General features: G+C 61.3%; 17 protein-coding genes. 16 read left to right on the top strand and 1 reads right to left on the bottom strand.

The window, feature by feature from the left end; genetic code table 11:
- The first annotated feature begins 1 nt into the window (after position 1).
- The 10 genes from ABCW43_RS13965 (at position 2) to ABCW43_RS13920 (ending at position 9,477) form a co-directional block, all read left to right on the top strand.
- On the top strand, positions 2–1,072 hold the full coding sequence (locus ABCW43_RS13965) for an ABC transporter ATP-binding protein (protein ID WP_345925294.1): 1,071 nt from the start codon (positions 2–4) through the stop codon (positions 1,070–1,072).
- 43 nt (positions 1,073–1,115) lie between these two features.
- A complete protein-coding gene (locus tag ABCW43_RS13960) occupies positions 1,116–2,354 on the top strand; it encodes an extracellular solute-binding protein (protein ID WP_345925292.1) in 1,239 nt (412 codons plus the stop codon).
- Between the two features lie 57 nt (positions 2,355–2,411).
- Positions 2,412–3,332: a carbohydrate ABC transporter permease gene (locus ABCW43_RS13955; protein WP_345925290.1), complete on the top strand. Its 921-nt coding sequence runs from the start codon at positions 2,412–2,414 to the stop codon at positions 3,330–3,332.
- Complete coding sequence (locus tag ABCW43_RS13950; protein ID WP_345925288.1) at positions 3,329–4,192, top strand: carbohydrate ABC transporter permease; 864 nt, start codon at positions 3,329–3,331, stop codon at positions 4,190–4,192. Before ABCW43_RS13955 ends, ABCW43_RS13950 begins: the two co-directional genes overlap by 4 nt.
- 178 nt (positions 4,193–4,370) lie before the next feature.
- A complete protein-coding gene (locus ABCW43_RS13945; protein WP_251090300.1) occupies positions 4,371–4,520 on the top strand; it encodes a hypothetical protein in 150 nt (49 codons plus the stop codon).
- A gap of 311 nt (positions 4,521–4,831) precedes the next feature.
- Positions 4,832–6,709, top strand: coding sequence for an AfsR/SARP family transcriptional regulator (locus ABCW43_RS13940; protein ID WP_345925285.1), 1,878 nt, complete (start codon positions 4,832–4,834; stop codon positions 6,707–6,709).
- 95 nt (positions 6,710–6,804) lie between these two features.
- Positions 6,805–6,960 (top strand): hypothetical protein, encoded by a 156-nt coding sequence (locus ABCW43_RS13935; RefSeq protein ID WP_210009030.1) that lies wholly within the window; start codon positions 6,805–6,807, stop codon positions 6,958–6,960.
- A gap of 263 nt (positions 6,961–7,223) precedes the next feature.
- A complete protein-coding gene (locus ABCW43_RS13930; protein WP_345925282.1) occupies positions 7,224–8,495 on the top strand; it encodes a YcaO-like family protein in 1,272 nt (423 codons plus the stop codon).
- Positions 8,492–9,232, top strand: a complete 741-nt coding sequence (locus tag ABCW43_RS13925; protein WP_345925280.1) for a TfuA-like protein — start codon at positions 8,492–8,494, stop codon at positions 9,230–9,232. Before ABCW43_RS13930 ends, ABCW43_RS13925 begins: the two co-directional genes overlap by 4 nt.
- Complete coding sequence (locus ABCW43_RS13920; protein WP_345925278.1) at positions 9,229–9,477, top strand: hypothetical protein; 249 nt, start codon at positions 9,229–9,231, stop codon at positions 9,475–9,477. Before ABCW43_RS13925 ends, ABCW43_RS13920 begins: the two co-directional genes overlap by 4 nt.
- A gap of 15 nt (positions 9,478–9,492) precedes the next feature.
- On the opposite strand, the gene ABCW43_RS13915 is transcribed toward ABCW43_RS13920, so the two are convergent.
- On the bottom strand, positions 9,493–9,921 hold the full coding sequence (locus tag ABCW43_RS13915) for a helix-turn-helix domain-containing protein (protein ID WP_345925276.1): 429 nt from the start codon (positions 9,919–9,921) through the stop codon (positions 9,493–9,495).
- Positions 9,922–10,287: 366 nt separating this feature from the next.
- On the opposite strand from ABCW43_RS13915, the gene ABCW43_RS13910 reads away from it, so the two are divergent.
- Genes ABCW43_RS13910 through ABCW43_RS13885 form a run of 6 tightly spaced genes read left to right on the top strand, consistent with a single transcriptional unit; the run spans position 10,288 to position 16,307 of the window.
- Positions 10,288–11,322, top strand: a complete 1,035-nt coding sequence (locus tag ABCW43_RS13910; RefSeq protein ID WP_345925274.1) for an ABC transporter substrate-binding protein — start codon at positions 10,288–10,290, stop codon at positions 11,320–11,322.
- 26 nt (positions 11,323–11,348) lie between these two features.
- Entirely contained in the window at positions 11,349–12,143 is a 795-nt protein-coding gene (locus ABCW43_RS13905) for an ABC transporter ATP-binding protein (RefSeq protein WP_345925271.1), read from the top strand.
- Entirely contained in the window at positions 12,140–12,967 is an 828-nt protein-coding gene (locus tag ABCW43_RS13900; RefSeq protein WP_345925270.1) for an ABC transporter permease, read from the top strand. The genes ABCW43_RS13905 and ABCW43_RS13900 overlap by 4 nt, the downstream gene beginning before the upstream one ends.
- 54 nt (positions 12,968–13,021) lie before the next feature.
- Positions 13,022–14,380 (top strand): FAD-dependent oxidoreductase, encoded by a 1,359-nt coding sequence (locus ABCW43_RS13895; RefSeq protein WP_345925268.1) that lies wholly within the window; start codon positions 13,022–13,024, stop codon positions 14,378–14,380.
- Complete coding sequence (locus ABCW43_RS13890) at positions 14,377–15,534, top strand: CaiB/BaiF CoA transferase family protein (RefSeq protein WP_345925266.1); 1,158 nt, start codon at positions 14,377–14,379, stop codon at positions 15,532–15,534. Before ABCW43_RS13895 ends, ABCW43_RS13890 begins: the two co-directional genes overlap by 4 nt.
- The gene (locus ABCW43_RS13885; protein WP_345925264.1) at positions 15,531–16,307 is read left to right on the top strand and encodes an enoyl-CoA hydratase-related protein; all 777 of its coding nucleotides are present in this window, start codon (positions 15,531–15,533) and stop codon (positions 16,305–16,307) included. Before ABCW43_RS13890 ends, ABCW43_RS13885 begins: the two co-directional genes overlap by 4 nt.
- Positions 16,308–16,336 lie beyond the last annotated feature (29 nt).

The raw sequence follows: 16,336 nt of genomic DNA, 5'->3' as shown, positions 1-16,336 counted from the left end.
CATGGCTCGAATGACCCTCAGCGGCATCAAGAAAAGCTTCAAATCTGTCGATGTACTGCACGGGATCGACCTCCAAATTTCCGACAGGGAGTTCGTCGTTTTCGTCGGCCCGTCGGGATGCGGAAAATCCACGCTGCTGCGATTGATCGCCGGCCTCGACACGATCAGCTCGGGTGAGTTTCACCTGGACGACCGCTGGATGAACGAGGTCGCTCCGTCGCGCCGCGGTATCGCCATGGTTTTCCAGTCCTACGCGCTCTATCCGCATATGGATGTCTACGAAAACATGGCATTCGGCGCGCGGCTGATGGGCCTTGAGAAGGACGAGGTCGAAAAGCGCATCGACGAAGCCTCCAAGATGCTGCGGCTCGATCCGCTGTTGAAGCGCAAGCCGCGAGAGCTTTCCGGCGGCCAGCGCCAGCGTGTGGCGATCGGCCGCGCGCTGGTCAGGAAACCGAAGGTCCTGCTTCTCGACGAGCCGCTTTCCAACCTCGACGCGGCGCTCCGCTCCGACGTGCGCCTGGAAATTGCAAGGCTTCACCGGGAGATCGGCGGCACCACCATCTACGTCACCCACGATCAGGTCGAGGCGATGACGCTTGCCGACCGGATCGTCGTCATGAACAATGGCAAGGTGGAGCAGTTCGGCAGCCCGCGCGAACTCTATGAGCGACCTGCGAACACGTTCGTCGCGACCTTCATCGGCTCGCCGCGCATGTCGCTTCTCGATGTCGAGCGAAACGGCAATCATCTGGCGCTTGCCGGATCAGGCGCGGTCAGCGCCTCCCGCCTCCCCCATTCCGACGAACGGGACCTGGTCATCGGCGTCCGGCCGGATGCGATGACGGTCTCCACGGACAAGGACACAGAGGGTTTCAAAGGCAGCGTCGTCTACACGGAATACCTGGGCGAGAACACCTATGTATATGTGCGCCTCGGCGACGGCACGCTGGTCGGCATCCGGTCCTCCGCCTCGGTCGACCTGCCCCCGGACACGCCGGTCGTCATCACCGTCGCATCAGAGCAAATCCACTATTTCAGCCGCGCAACAAGGGAGAGGTTGGCGGCCTGAGAGCACTTTTCGTCTCCTATAAATACCAAGAGGATGGAACCGGATGAAAAAGCTAGTTAGCAGCACGATAATAGCCCTGGGAGCCCTGGCGACGGCTTTGCCGGCAATGGCGCAGGAATTGACCTTCTGGAGCTGGCGCCAGGAAGACAAGGCCCAGTACGAAAAGTTCATCGACGTTTTCGAGGCGAAGAACCCGGGCATCACGGTGAAGTTCGAGACGTTCGAAGCGACGAACTACAACACCATCCTGTCGACCGCGCTTGCCGGCGGTTCGGGACCGGACCTGATGTTCACCCGCACCTATGGCGGTATGGAAACAGTCGCGAGCGGCGGTTATCTTCTGGCTCTGGACAAGACCAATGTCCCTGCCCTCTCGACCTTCACCGCGCCGGCCCTTGCCTCGGAAACGATGCGCTCGAACAAGACCACCTATGCCGTTCCCTTCGCCAGCCAGACCATGCTGGTCATCTACAACAAGGACATCTTCGACAAGAACGGCTTGAGCGAGCCGCAGAGCTGGGACGACTTCATCAAGGCATCCGAAAAGCTGAAGGCTGCCGGCGTCATGCCGTTTGCCAACGGCACGGCGACCGCCTGGCAGAACGAAGTCGTGGTCGGCGGCCTCGTCTCCTCGATCATGGGCCGCAGCTTCTACGACGACCTGATGGCCGGCAAGGCAGACTTCACCGACAAGCGTTATGTCGGCGCCCTCACGAAGCTCAAGGAAATCACCAAATATTTCCCAGACGGCTTCATCGGCCTTGATTACGCTTCCGCCCAGCAGCTCTTCTCCTCCGGCATGGCCGGCATGTTCGTCGGCGGCTCCTACGAGCTTGCCAACTTCAAGAAGCAGAATCCCAACATGAAGATGGGCATCTTCGCCGCTCCCGGCCTGAAGCCCGAGGACGAAAAGCTCGTCGCCCTCTATTTCGACGGCGGTTATGCGGCAAATGCCAAGGGCAAGAACCAGGCAGCCGCGGTCAAGTTCCTGAACTTCCTCGCCAGCCAGGAATTCGGCCAGATGTTCGCCAACGACTTGAACAACATCTCGGCCGTGCCGGGCGTCACGTTCAAGGACCCGCTGCTCGGCGAAGTCGCCGACCTCAACAAGCACTCGATCCCCTACCTGATGCTGGTCCATTTCCGTTACGGCGAGCCGTCCGGTTCGGTCCTGCTGCAGAGCGAGATCCAGAAGCTGCTCGGCGGCAAGGCGACCCCGGAAGAGGTTGGCAAGAACCTGACGACCGGCCTTGCGGCCTGGTACGCCCCGTTCAAGAAGTGACCTGAAGCGGCGGGGCGGCGTGGAAGCTGCCCCGCTTCCAACCTCAAGAGAGTTGTGATGCCCGGATCGCCCCTTGTTTCGCGAAGGCTCTGGATTTCGGCCCTGATCGTGCCGCCACTTGCCTTCGTGGCGCTGTTTGTCGTCTACCCGATCATTTCCGCCTTCGCCTATGCCTTTTTCCATTGGAACGGGCTGGCGCGCGGGGAATTCGTGGGTTTCGCAAACTTCTACAAGGTTCTGTTCACCCAGCCTTATGCCGACTGGACCGTCAACGCGTTCCTTCACAACGTCTGGGTCTTCTTCGCGCTGATGGTGCTGCAGAACGGTCTTGGTTTCCTGCTTGCATACTGCCTCTGGCGCGAATTGCCGGGTGCGGCCTTCCATCGGATTTCCGTCTTCCTGCCGGTCGTGCTGTCGACCATCATCGTCGGTTTTCTCTGGAAGCTCTTCCTCCATCCGCTCTTCGGCGTGGTCAACATCTCGTTCCGCGGCCTGGGCCTTGGCGGGCTTGCCCAGCCATGGCTGGGACAGGATTCCACCGCGCTCTGGTCGTTGATCGTCGCCAACGCCTGGCACATGGTCGGCTTCCCGACACTGGTCTTCCTCGCCGGCATGCAGCGGATTCCGGGCGAGATCCTCGATGCCGTACGAATGGAAACCGAAAGCGAATGGACGAAGATCACCAAGATCGTCTGGCCGCTGGTTGCGCCAAGCGCCACGGTCGTCTTCACGCTTCTTTTCGTCGGCAGCTTCAATTGGTTCGAGATCCCTTACGTCATGGTCGGCCTTGAAGGCTCTCCGCACGGCGCGACAGACGTGCTCGGGCTTTATTTCTACCGCACCGCCTTCGGCAACATGTCGGGCTCCGGCCAGGATTTCGGCGCCGGCAGCGCGCTTGCCGTACTGATCTTCGTCTTCATCGCCCTTATCGCCGGCGTCATCACCTTCAAGCTGCGGGCCAGGGAAATTCAGATATGAACACTGCTTCGCAAAGCTATTACGATCGGCGCGGCATGCTCGCCACGCTCGGCAAGGATGGGCTGATCCAGATCATCCTGATCCTGAATACCGTGGTGATGCTCGCTCCCATCGTCATCATGCTGTTTGCCGCGTTCAAGACCAATGCGCAGATCTTCCAGTCGCCGTTCGGTTTGCCGGATTTTTCCAACTTCGCCAACATCACCAAGATCTGGAGCCAGACCAACTTCCTGCGCTATCTCCTGAATTCGGTGATCGTCACCGGTGCGTCGATCGTGGTGATCCTGACGCTCGGGACGATGGCTGCCTATGCCGTTGGGCGCTACAAGTTTCGGGGCTCGAGCTTCGTGCTGATGTTCTTCCTGGCCGGCCTGACGCTTCCCCTGAAGCTCGCGATCATCCCGCTCTTCATCCTGATGCGCGACCTCGGCATCCTGAACACCCAGCTGTCGCTGATCGTCATCTATGTGGCCATGGGCCTGCCGACCACCGTCTTCATCATGACCGGCTTCATCGCCACGCTTCCGAACGAACTGGAGGACGCGGCCCGCATGGACGGCGCTAGCGAGCCACGGATCATGTGGTCTATCATGTTGCCTCTGGTCAGGCCCGCGATGGTGATCGCCGGTATCCAGAACGTCGTGCCGATCTGGAACGACTTCTTCTTTCCGCTGATCTTCATCCAGAAGGATAACCTGAAGACCCTGCCGCAGGGGCTGACGACCTTCATGGGCGAGTACACGACCGACTGGGGCGTGCTGTTTGCCGGACTCTTGCTGTCCTCGGCTCCGGTCATCGTCGTCTACATCATCCTGTCACGCCAGTTCATCAACGGCATGACGGCGGGAGCGGTGAAGTAAAGCGGTAGAGAAGCGCGCTGGCAATGGCAGGCGAACGGAGGGATTGCCGCGAATATGGCACGTTGAATGCCGATCGATGTGCTGTTATGCACGTCTCGGATGCCGCTCGCACCCGCAACACCACAAAACAATCGCAACCCCATGGCGGTTCAAGAAGTTCAGCGGTAAAAGCAGATCCATGAACGACAACGTCATCAAATTCCGACGCCCGGAACCGCCGCCGCGGGAGCCGAACCCGCTGCTGCGCAAGCTGGCGGTTGTTGCAGCCGTGATCGTGTGCCTTGTTCTCGCCTGGGCGTATTTCCAGTTCCTCGGAAACCCGACGTAAGCCTGGATTTTTGGTTGAACCGGCACCGGCATTCTGGACACGCGGATCGCCCTGTTGCTTTCGGCGTATTACCTTCAATCCAAAGATGGTAATAGGAACGAATTTCGACCATTGCGATAAAAGCCGGTTTGACGAAGCGCGCGATAGCTGTATCTTACTGGACCAAAGTCTGAAGAAATGCATGTACAGGCAGTCGCCATAACGATACATATTTCCGACAACAACGCGTAGTTCCGAACAACAGTACAATGCTCGAAAATACGACGCTCAAAATCCGGTTGCTCGGTCGCCCCTCGCTGGAGTTGGACGGCGTGAGCATCGCTCTGCCGGAAAAAGCGTATTTTCTATTTGCTGTCGTTGCGATGGCGCCGAGACTGACGGTCGACCGCGAAACGATACGGCGGCTTCTCTGGCCTTCCCATGACTCGGAGAAGCGTGCAAACAGCCTGCGTCAGCTTTTGGCACGCATAGCCAAGGCTGTCGGCCCGGATGCCCCGGCCATCCTTGTCACCGACGAAGAAGCGCTGAGGCTCGATTGCGATCCGTCCGAGATCGATCTCCTCGCCTTGATGGCGCCAGGCCTCCTAAGGGAAGAGGACTGGGACCTTGTTCGAGGCGAACTGCTCGAAGCCGTGGAGGCTCCGACCGGCGGCGCGGAAGACTGGTTATTGGACGCACGGCGCAAGGTTGGGGACTGGCGATCGAGCCACATCGAAAGCCTGCTGGCGATATCGTCCCACCAGCAGTCCCCGTCATTGCCCTTGCTTGCCAATCGCCTGATCGAGTTGGATGCCTCTCACGAGGGCGCCGCGCGAGCGTTGATGAAGTATCACGTCGGCCATCGTGACTTCGCCGCCGCTCGCCAGGCCTATAGCCGATGCCGGGACCAGCTCAGGGCCGATTACGGCACGCCGCCGACACCGGAGACGGTTGCGCTCGCCCACGAACTCGGCATCCTGAGCAGGCCCGGTTCGGACCGCACGCCACCGGCGGAGGTACGCCCGAGGGACGTCATGCCGGCTCAGCCGCGCGTGGTGATCCTGCCGCCCGAAACGATCGTCCAGGATGCGCTGGTCCAGCGCCTCGGCAGAGCTCTGCTGGAAGATGTCACGATCGGCCTCAGCCATCAGCGTGTTTTCAAGATCATAGCCGCCCATACGAGTTTTGAACTGCTCAATCGCTCGGCCGATCCCAATCAGGGCCAGTCGGCCCTTAGCGACCTTCAGTTCGACTATTCCGTGTTCGTGACGATCCAGGGCGAAGGCGACGAGATTTTTGCGACCTGCAGGCTGACGAGGGTCGGCACCGGCGAAGTGCTCTGGGCCATCAACCTGCCGCTCGACGTCCAGCAGATGAGGGCGTCTTTCGGCCAGTTGGCGCGGCGCATTTCGATGTCGCTGACCGATGTCATCGAGCGGCATGAAATTGCCAAGTCCCTCGACGACGTCGATCCCTCCGCCTACCGACTATACCTCGAAGGGAAGCGCTATCTGTCCGGCACGGACCTGCAGCATCTGCGCCAGGCGCGCAAGTGGTTCAAATCGTCGGTCAAGCGGTGTGACAGCTTTTCTCCGGCGCATGCCGGAATTTCACGCTCGCTCGGCATGGAATGGCTGGTTCGCGGCATGAAGGACAATGAGCTGCTGGATGTGGCCAATCAATCCGCCCGCGCATCCCGCGATCTCGATCCCGGCAGCGGCCGCGCCTTCCGCGAGCTCGGCTTCATCTCCCTCTACCGCCGACGTTTCGATGAAAGCCTGGATCTTTTTCAGGAGGCTCAGAACCTCAATCCGAGCGATGCGGACGTGTTGGTCGATTATTCGGACGCGCTGTCGCATGCCGGCGACCTGGACAAGGCTCTCGATCTCGGGCTCGCGGCCTTCAAGCTGAACCCGCTGCCGCCGGATTATTACTACTGGATCCTGGGCTCCACCTATTACGTCCGCCAGGAATATTCGAAAGCGATCGATACGATCGACCCGGTCAAGACCCAGCACGCCACCGCGCGGCTGCTCGCCGCCAGTCACGCGATGGCCGGAGACATGTCCGCCGCGCGTCAATATGCGGCAATCGTCAGGGAAAATTTCCCGGACTTCCGCAGCGAGGATATCCGTTACTTCGTGCCGGATCGCAATCCGGCCCATGCCGAGCTTCTCATTCATGGCCTCCGGCTCGCCGGGCTGCCGTAAACAGGCGTGAAAATGCCTGTCACGCCGGAATAACACCCGGTGTGGTCCTTTCTCGACGCAACGCAGCACACGCTGCCTATTCGCGGAGAGAAAGCATGGAAACGAAGTTCAAGACCTCCAAGCCTGTTGAAGCCACTGCCTCGGCCCCGACCCTGCGGTTTTCCGCCGCGGCCGAAGCCGTGCTCGGCCGCCGGACCGAAATTGCGCCGAATGCGCTCTCTCAGGTCACGCATGCCATGAGATATCAATAATGAGCCTGGAAGCCCAAGGTGCCGACGGCTGCCTTGGGCTTAACCATGCCGCCAAGCAAAAGAACGTTCAAGCAGCCAGACGAGCCCTCTAAACATGCCTGTCACGCCCAAGTCACGGTGCCTTTGGTCTCTTCTCCCATAGAGACCCTTAGAGAGGACGATTCGACGAGATGAGTTCGGCATCGCAACCACTTTTGCAGACCCGGCAGTCACCCGCCCGTTCCAGGTCAGGGTCCGTTGAAATTCGGCAGCCGGAAATGATGATGCGGATCCAGTCATCGACACAGACGATCCAGACGTTCGCAGCCTCCCTTACGCAGCGGGAACAGGGTTTCAGCACGTATCACGATCGGCGCATTTCGCCGGCGGAAACCTTCGACGCGATCAGCCCGTTTTTCAGAGATCTCGGCATCACCCGGGTTGGCTTCCTGACCGGCCTCGACCGGGTTGGCATTCCCGTCGCCTTTGCGACGCGGCCGAACAGCTACACTCTTTCCGTCTTCCAAGGCAAAGGCGTCGATGCCGATGCGGCACGCACGTCGGCCGCCATGGAGGCCTTGGAGACGCGGGTCGCGGAAGTCGAACCAGCATCGCTCACCTGGGCGACCGTCAACGACGTTGCGGGCTCCGCAGCGGGGATGATCGACCTGCATTCGACCGCACGATGCGTGCCATCCGAAATCGGCGACCGCCAGATACCCTGGGTCACGGGTCTCGACATCCTCTCCGGCAATCAGGTCATGGTGCCCTGGTGGCTCGCCGGGATGGATCACCGAGGCGAACGGCCGGCCGGGTTCGAGCAGTCCAGCGATGGCCTCGCATCTGGAAACACCCACGCCGAGGCACTCCTCCACGGGTTGTGCGAACTCGTCGAGCGTGATGCCTGGACCCTTGTCCAGCTCAAATCCGAGCAGGAGCTGAATGCCTGCCTCGTCGATCCAGCCAGCGTCGAGGATGCCGTGCTCGACCTCATGGTGAGCCGCCTTCGCAATGCGGGCATGCAGCTCCTCCTCCTCGACATGACGACGGATCTCCAGGTTCCGGCATTCCTGGCGGTACTTATCCCGGACTCCACGGCAAACCGATCAGACTCGCGCTGGAGCCAGGTTTGCGGGGGCTGCGGCTGCCATCCCGATCCGGTACGCGCAATGCTGCGCGCCATCACCGAGGCCGCCCAGAGCCGCCTGACTGCGATTGCCGGCAGCCGCGACGACTTTTCGCCCCGAATCTACCAGCACATACGGGCGGACAACGCTCTCAGCCGCCTGGTCGCCCTGTCGTCGCTGGACAGGCGCCCGGTCCAGTATCGCGAACTTGACGCAACCCGCCACTCCATCAACGGCACGATCGATCATATCCTCGGTCGCCTGAAGCTTGCCGGCATCAGGCAGGTCATTGCGGTTCCCATGCAGGATGCCGGACTTCCTGTGTCGGTCGTCCGCGTCGTGGTTCCCGGCTTGGAAGTCGAACTTTCAGGCCAATATTTGCAGCTCGGTATCCGCGCTGCAAACTCCATAAGGAGGTCACGGCATTGAAAGTCGTTTTTGTCGGGCCAAGTCTCGGGTCCTCGACCCACCAGATGAAGCAACGGTTTCCCTCGCTGACCTTTCGCGGGCCTGCGGCGCGTGGCGACATCCTGAAGGCGGTCGAGGACGGCGCCAAAGCGATCGCCCTGATCGACGGCTATTTCGGCGAGTCCGCCTCCGTATGGCACAAGGAGATACTTTACGCGCTGAGCTGCGATGTTTCCGTCGGCGGTGGATCAAGCATGGGAGCATTGCGCGCTGCCGAATGCGAGGCATTCGGGATGGTCGGCATCGGCAGGATCTATTCGGACTATGCCGCCGGCCGGTTGATCGACGACGAAGCTGTCGCTCTGATCCACGGCCCCGAGGAACTCGGCTGGATGCCTCTCTCGGTGCCGCGCGTCGACTACGAGGCGACGATCCGCAAGCTTGGGCGGATGGGGCTGATCTCCGCTGCCGAGCGGGAGAGATTTTTCCTCGCCGCCAATTTCATGCACTACACCGAGCGGACCTACCAGGCCATTCTCGAACGATGCGATTTCAGCGATCCCCAGCGCAGTGCAGTGATCCTTCACGACATCAAACGCAACAAGGTAGAATTGAAGCGTGAGGATGCGAGAGCCGTTCTCGTCTGGCTAAACGGTATCAGCAGTTCCAACAAACACTCCAAGTGGACGTTCGCGCAGACCGCCCATTGGGAAAAACTGCGCGACGAAGTCGACTCGGCGCAAGGATCCATGAAATGATTGATCTCGCAAATGACGTCGCCAGCGACGAATACGCCCGCCTGTTCCGTATGCTTTCCGCGGTCAACAAGGAGGCGGAATCGCTTCGTCTCTCCACGGTCGTCCACCTGACGAACATGGCACTTCTTCAACTCTCGCTCGATTGGGAGGGCGTCAGCCCCGAAAACGAGAGGAGCGTGAAACTGAATGCGATATTCCGCCACAAGACCAAGCTGGCCCTCGATGAGGATGGTCCCAGGCCTTAAACCGTCAGGGACCGCTCACTGGGCCGGTTGTCTTTCGATCTCGGCAAAAAGCGCTTCCGCCTCGAATTCCTTGGCGGCAACCGCCTGAACCAATTCCAGGATGCGTCTGCGAAGAACTGGCTTCGAAATGCTCATGAATGCCGTGCTCATCAGCAGCGCTTCATGCGTGAAGTCGAATTGCGGGTCTTCGGCCTGATTGTCGTTCGACGGTTCGACCGTTGGGATGCGGTCGAAGAACGCCACCATCTCGACCCTCAGCGCGGTTGCGATCTCCACGAGCTTGCCGACGGCAATCCGATTGATGCCGTTTTCATATTTCTGAAGCTGCTGAGACGTGATGCCCACATGGTGGGCGAGTTGCGGCTGGGTTAGTTTTTTCTCCCGCCTGTAGAGGCGGATCCGCTTTCCAACCTCTCTGTCGGCGGCATTCGGTGCTTTGCTCACTGCAGGACCATCTCTCCGGGGCTAGGATACATAGGTGTTATTTGTATCCTATCATCGATAGGTTGCCGAGTACCCTTTAAGCATTTTCTATCTTGAGTGGATAAATAAATAGATCGTCCACCATGAACGCCGGTCCCCGCGGCGTTTCCGGTATCGCGACTGAGGCTGTGGTGCGCGAAGTCGCCTTCCACTTGTCAGCTCGCGGAAGTCGGCGACGCGTTGGCGTTGCCTTTTCGGCAACGAAATATGCGAATTATTGTTCTTTATTAGAACGCGACATTGCGCCATCCTCTCCTTAATCCGGCAGTTGAGACCGGCTAAGTCAAGCGAAAATGTATCAGGCCAAAAGGCCAACAGGGGAACGCTATGTCTCATTTCACACTGAATCGCCGCCGCTTCATCTCCAATGCCGCGGCCTTGGGCGGCCTTGCCGCCACTTCCAGCTTCCTCGGCATCCGGGCCGGCAATGCCAAGGATGTGGCCAAAGTGCGCATGCAGCTCGGCTGGCTCGTCTCGAACGGCGTGCTCGGCGAAGTCGCCGCCATGAAGAAGGGTTTCTTCCAGGAACAGGGCATCGAGCTTGAAATCGTCCCTGGCGGACCAAGCGTCGACGGCGTCGCGGGCGTCGCATCCGGCCAGTCCGCAACCGGCCAGATTTCGTCCAGCCCGTCCGTGATGCTGGCGCGTTCGGCCGGCCTGCCGGTCAAGGCTTTCCTGTCCGGCTACCAGAAACACCCGTTCACCTACTTCTCGCTGAAGAGCAAGGCGATCAAGACCCCGAAGGACATGATCGGCAAGACGATCGCCACCCAGCCGACCGCCTTCATCCTGCTGCGCGCGCTTCTCGCCCAGAACGGCATCGCCGAGGACCAGGTGAAGATGGTCAACATGGGATCGGACATGAACCAGTTGATCACCGGCCAAGCCGATGCGGTCACAGGCTGGCTTACCAACGTCAACGCTCTCGACGTGCTCGGCGACAACCGCGTCGACATGATGCTCTGGGACAGCGGCCTGCAGCTCTACGCCAACGTCTACTACACGACCGACGACCAGATCGCCAAACATTCCGATGTTCTGGAACGCTTCACCCGCGCCGCCGCCAAGGGCTGGGGTTACGTTCGCAGCAACCAGAAGGAAGCGGTCGAGATGCTCTGTGAGGCCTACCCGATCCTCGACAAGGCAAGCGAAATGAAGGCCGTTGCCCCCTGCGTCGACTTCTCCTTCGGCCCCACTACCAAGGCATCCGGCTGGGGTACCATGTCGCGTGAGAACTGGACGGCGCAGATCAAGGCCTATGCCGATCTCAAGCAGTTCAAGGGTACCGTTCCGACGGTCGACGACGTCGCGAACTTCTCCATCCTCGAAGCCACCAGCGACATCCGCAAACAGGTGGGGTGATGGCCATGTCAGGAGCGGCGAAGTTGATGCCGAGCGTTCCCCAGGCAGAACCGGCGGCCACGGCGGTTTCGATCCGAAACCTCTCCGTCCGGTTCGGCGACAGGAACAACGAATTCACGGCCCTTTCCGACGTTTCCGTCGACATACCGGAAGGCGCCTTCGTCACCATGCTCGGGCCTTCCGGCTGCGGAAAATCGACCCTGCTCAGATGCGTGGCGGATCTCGTCCACATCAGCGACGGTTCGATTTCCGTCTTTGGCCGCAGCCCGCAGCAGGCCCGTGAGGCCCGCGACTTCGCCTTCGTCTTCCAGGACGCCACACTGCTCCCCTGGCGGAACGTGATCGACAATGTCCGCCTGCCGCTGGAAGTCGGAAAACACGCCCAAACCGGCGACCATGCGGACCCGCATGAACTGCTGGCCATGGTCGGATTGAAGGGGCGCGAAAATGCGCTCCCTCACGAGCTCTCCGGTGGCATGCGCCAGCGCGTGGCGATCGCCCGCGCGCTGATCACGCGGCCGCGCATCCTGCTGATGGACGAGCCTTTCGGAGCGCTCGACGAGATCACCCGCGACCGGCTGAACGAGGAACTGCTGCGCGTCTGGCAGGAGACGGGAACGACGATCCTGTTCGTCACCCATTCCATCCCGGAAGCGGCCTTCCTCGGCCAGAACGTGCTGATGCTCCAGGCCCATCCGGGCCGCGTCAAGGAGTTCATGAAGGTAGACCTGCCCTTCCCGCGTTCGCTTGCCGTCCGCGACACGGTCGAATTCATCGGGGTCACCGCGCATCTGCGCCGCCTTCTGGAGGAATGCCTGTGAGCCACGTCGTTTCCTCTTCCCGCAAGACCGAGGCCGATCGCAAGATCGCGCTTCTCGATGCCACCGCCGGCGTGCTCGCCAAACACATGCCGGCGATCGCAGCCGCCGTCGGGCTCGTCGTCCTCTGGCAGTTCGTCGTCTGGGCCTTCAAGATCCCGACCTTCATGGCCCCGAGCCCGGTCGATGTCGCCTACGCCTTCCAGCAGAATGCCGGCATACTCTGGACCAACATGCTGCCGACCATCCTCGAGGCTTTCCTCGGCTTCGTCTTCGGCAATCTCGTCGCCATCTTGCTGGCGATCTGGTTCGTCCACAGTTCGACGGCGGAAAAAGCCTTCTACCCGATCGCCGTGTTCATCAAGGCGATCCCGATCATCGCGCTCGCCCCGATCCTCGTCCTGATCTTCGGCAACGGGCTTGCGCCAAAAATCATCATCGCCGGGCTGATCTGCTTCTTCCCGACGCTGGTCAACATGGTCCAGGGCCTGAAATCCGCGAGCCCCGCCATGCTCGACCTGATGCGCGTGCTTTCGGCCAGCAACACCGAGATCCTCTGGAAGGTGCGGCTGCCGAGTTCCATGCCGTTCCTGTTTGCGGCCCTCAAGATTGCCGCGACCAGCAGCGTCATGGGCGCCATCGTCGCCGAATGGATCGGCTCGAGCTTCGGTCTCGGCGCCCTCATTATCGAGGCGACCTATAATTTCAGATCGCCCCTGCTCTACGCAACCGTCGTGATCGCCGCGGTCCTGGCCGTCGTCCTCTTCTTCATCGTCTCGGTGATCGAAGCAAGGATGATCCGCTGGAAGCCGGCCGGATCGCACTGAGCCCTACACACTGAGCCAACAGTCCTCAGACCGGTTCTTTGGGAGTTTGAACCAATGCAACAGACAATTCTTCAGGCGGCGCGCAACGTCGCAGTGGTCGACCGTTCCGATGTGGTCGTGGTCGGCGGGGGACCGGCGGGCATTTCCGCAGCCGTTTCCGCTGCCCGCAACGGCGCCAAGGTGACCCTCCTCGAACGCTACCCTTACGTTGGCGGGCTCGCCGCCGGCGGCATGGTGCTGGTGCTCGACGACATGATCAACAACCTCGAAATCACCGTGCAGGGCATCTGCATGGAGATGATCGAGCGGATGAAGAAATGGGACCTCTGCGTCACCCCGACCGGCCGCGACCGCGAACTCGACATCCGCGAGACACCGGAAGCCTGGCGGCGCTGGGCGCGCTGGGGCCTGTTCGATTTCCATACCCAGTCCATGCCGCACCCGATCTGCTTTTCCGCCGCCTTCGATCCGGACGGTTTCAAGCGCGCCTCGTATGACGTGCTGACTGAAGCGGGCGTAAAACTGCGGACCCATAGCTGGTTCTCCTCCGCCATCATGGAAGGCAAGGCCATCAAGGGCGTCATCTGCCAGACCAAATCGGGTATGGAAGCGATCCTCGGCGACGTCGTCATCGACACGACCGGCGACCTCGATGTCGCGGCATCGGCCGGCGCCTCGCATGTGGAATCCAACTTCATCCTGACCACCGTCTCCCGCTGGGGCGGCGTCGATACGGATGCTGCCGAACGTTTCGAGTTCGAGGAGCCGGAAGCCTTCAAGAAGATCGACCATGAGGCGAAACGCCTGATCGGCGGCTGCTGGTCCTTCTGGTGGCTGAAGACGCCGCTGCCCGGCGTCGTCTGGCTCAACTGCCCGCATATGCCGAACCTCTCCGGCCTCAAGACCGAGGACCTCACCAAGGCCGAGCTCGAAGGCCGCAACCGCATCGCCCGCCTGCTCGATTTCACCCGCGAAAAGATGCCCGGCTTCGAAAAGGCCTATGTGGTGGACTTCGCGCCGCAGACCGGCGTGCGCCAGACGCGGTTGCTGGAAGGCGAATACGTCGTCACCAAGGACGACGTGATGAACCGCATCCACTTCTCCGACACCGTCTGCCGCGGCCGCGACTATTACACGCCCTACCGGTCGATGCTGCCGCGCGAAGTGGACCAGCTGATCGTCGCCGGACGTCACTACTCGGCGACACCGCAGGCCCAGAAATCGAGCCGCGAGATCCCGCCCTGCATGGCCATGGGTGAGGCCGCAGGCGTCGCCGCCGTCGTGGCGCTCAATGCCGGAACCACCGTTCGGAAAGCCGATATCGGCAAAATCCAGAAACAGATGCGGGCCCAGGGCGCCGATCCCGGCGATATCCCGTCCGACAATGCAACATTCCTGGAGGCTGCGGAATGAATTCTCTACCCCTCGACGGCATCCGCGTGATCGATTTCACGCAGGTCATGCTCGGCCCCTGCTGCACCCAGACGCTTGCCGACTACGGCGCCGAAGTCATCAAGATCGAGAAGGCGAAGATCGGCGACCTCTCCCGCTGGTCGCTCGGCTCCGATCCGGACGGCCTCAACAACCCGGTCTTCTGCTCGCTGAACCGCAACAAGAAGAGCCTGGCGCTCGACCTGAAGCTCACCGAAGCCCGCGACGCCGTGCTCGCCCTGATCGCTGGCGCAGATGTGGTCGTCAACAACTTCCGCCCCGGCGTCATGGAGCGCATGGGCTTCGGTTACGAGGACCTGAAGAAGATCAACAAACGGCTGATCTATGCGGTCGGCACCGGCTTCGGCCTCACCGGCCCCTACCAGCACAAGGGCGGCCAGGACATCCTCGCCCAAGCGCTCTCGGGCGTCATGCGCCGCAAGTCGGACAGCGCCCACCCGACCTCGATCTATGCCACTCCGCTCGCCGACTATTCCGCAGGCATGCACCTCGTGCAGGGCATCCTTCTGGCGCTCCTGCAGCGGGAAAAGACCGGCGAAGGCCAGCACGTGGCCGTCAGCCTCTACAATTCCATGCTCGCCATGCAGATGCAGGAAGGTGCCGCCCACATGATGCGCGAGAAGGACCTGAACTGGGGCGCCTTCCCGCTGACCGGCGTGTTCGACACCACGGACGGCGCGATCGTCATGGTCGGTGCCTTCAAGCAGAACCCCTTGCAGGACATCTGCAATGCGCTCGAAATCGACGACCTGTCCGCCCAGCCGCGCTACAAGGACTTCGATTCCCAGATGGCGCATCGCCCCGAACTGCAGGAGATTTTCCGCGCAAACTTTGCCAGGAACAGCAACGCCCACTGGCTGAAGCGCCTGGAGGAGGTCGATATCCTCTGCGCCCCGGTCCGCAACCTCGCCGAAGCGCTGCAGGACCCGCAGACGGTCATCAACAAGATGATCCTCGAAGCCGGCGAGACAGCAGCAGGCCCGATCCGCCTGATCGGTTCGCCGATCGACATGTCGGCGGCCCCGGTTTCGGTTCGCATCCCCCCGCCGAGCCTCGGCCAGCACAATGACGAGATCCTCGATTCGCTGGACGCTCGTCGCGGAGACGCGGCATGACCGTCGGATTTTCCGTCGAGAACCGCGTCGCGCGGGTGACGCTCGACCGCCCGGACCGCATGAACGCCGTCGATGCCGCGACCGAAAAGGAACTCGAAGCCATCTGGTCGGAGATCGAGGCCCGCGACGATATTTCCTGCGTGGTCCTCACCGGTAGCGGCAGCAAGGCCTTCTGCACCGGCGCCGACCTCAAGGGTGGCGCCACCAAATCCGGCCTCGAATACTGGGCGGAGAGCCGCACCAACGGCTTCGGCGGCCTCGCCTTTCGCAAGACGCTCGACGTGCCGGTCATCGCCCGCGTCAACGGTTATGCACTCGGCGGCGGTTTCGAAATGGTGCTCGGCTGCGACATCGTGATTGCCGCCGATACCGCCAAGTTCGGCCTGCCGGAAGCCCGCGTCGGACGCATGCCGCTCGATGGCGGCATGGTGCTCCTGCAGCGGAAAATCCCCCACAACCTTGCCATGGCCGTGATGCTGACCGGCCGGCAATTCACAGCCGCCGAAATGCAGGGCTTCGGCATCGTCAACGAAACCGTCCCCTTCGATCAGCTGGATGCAGCCGTCGACAAATGGGTGAAGGACATCGTCGCCTGCGCGCCACTGTCGCTGAAGGCGATCAAGCAGACGGTCAATCGCACCGGTCATCTCAGCCCCTCGGAAGCCCAAGGGTTGCGCACCCCCGCGCTGATCCGTGCGCTGCAGAGCGAGGACGCCGTCGAAGGTGTCACGGCCTTCCGCGAAAAACGCGCGCCGGTTTGGCAGGGCCGGTAGGCATGCTATGAATTTCAGGAGCTTGGGGG

The sequence above is a fragment of the Neorhizobium tunisiense genome (assembly GCF_039631515.1).
In the GTDB taxonomy this organism is placed as follows: domain Bacteria; phylum Pseudomonadota; class Alphaproteobacteria; order Rhizobiales; family Rhizobiaceae; genus Neorhizobium.
Note: the sequence above shows the minus strand (reverse complement) of the source record. Positions and strands in the feature narration are given on the sequence as shown.

Excerpts from the sequence above, each read along its gene's own strand:
- ABCW43_RS13965 (WP_345925294.1), top strand. The coding sequence starts at position 2 with ATGGCTCGAATGACCCTCAGCGGCATCAAGAAAAGCTTCAAATCTGTC.
- ABCW43_RS13960 (WP_345925292.1), top strand. The coding sequence starts at position 1,116 with ATGAAAAAGCTAGTTAGCAGCACGATAATAGCCCTGGGAGCCCTGGCG.
- ABCW43_RS13955 (WP_345925290.1), top strand. The coding sequence starts at position 2,412 with ATGCCCGGATCGCCCCTTGTTTCGCGAAGGCTCTGGATTTCGGCCCTG.
- ABCW43_RS13950 (WP_345925288.1), top strand. The coding sequence starts at position 3,329 with ATGAACACTGCTTCGCAAAGCTATTACGATCGGCGCGGCATGCTCGCC.
- ABCW43_RS13945 (WP_251090300.1), top strand. The coding sequence starts at position 4,371 with ATGAACGACAACGTCATCAAATTCCGACGCCCGGAACCGCCGCCGCGG.
- ABCW43_RS13935 (WP_210009030.1), top strand. The coding sequence starts at position 6,805 with ATGGAAACGAAGTTCAAGACCTCCAAGCCTGTTGAAGCCACTGCCTCG.
- ABCW43_RS13930 (WP_345925282.1), top strand. The coding sequence starts at position 7,224 with ATGCGGATCCAGTCATCGACACAGACGATCCAGACGTTCGCAGCCTCC.
- ABCW43_RS13920 (WP_345925278.1), top strand. The coding sequence starts at position 9,229 with ATGATTGATCTCGCAAATGACGTCGCCAGCGACGAATACGCCCGCCTG.
- ABCW43_RS13910 (WP_345925274.1), top strand. The coding sequence starts at position 10,288 with ATGTCTCATTTCACACTGAATCGCCGCCGCTTCATCTCCAATGCCGCG.
- ABCW43_RS13905 (WP_345925271.1), top strand. The coding sequence starts at position 11,349 with ATGCCGAGCGTTCCCCAGGCAGAACCGGCGGCCACGGCGGTTTCGATC.
- ABCW43_RS13895 (WP_345925268.1), top strand. The coding sequence starts at position 13,022 with ATGCAACAGACAATTCTTCAGGCGGCGCGCAACGTCGCAGTGGTCGAC.
- ABCW43_RS13890 (WP_345925266.1), top strand. The coding sequence starts at position 14,377 with ATGAATTCTCTACCCCTCGACGGCATCCGCGTGATCGATTTCACGCAG.
- ABCW43_RS13885 (WP_345925264.1), top strand. The coding sequence starts at position 15,531 with ATGACCGTCGGATTTTCCGTCGAGAACCGCGTCGCGCGGGTGACGCTC.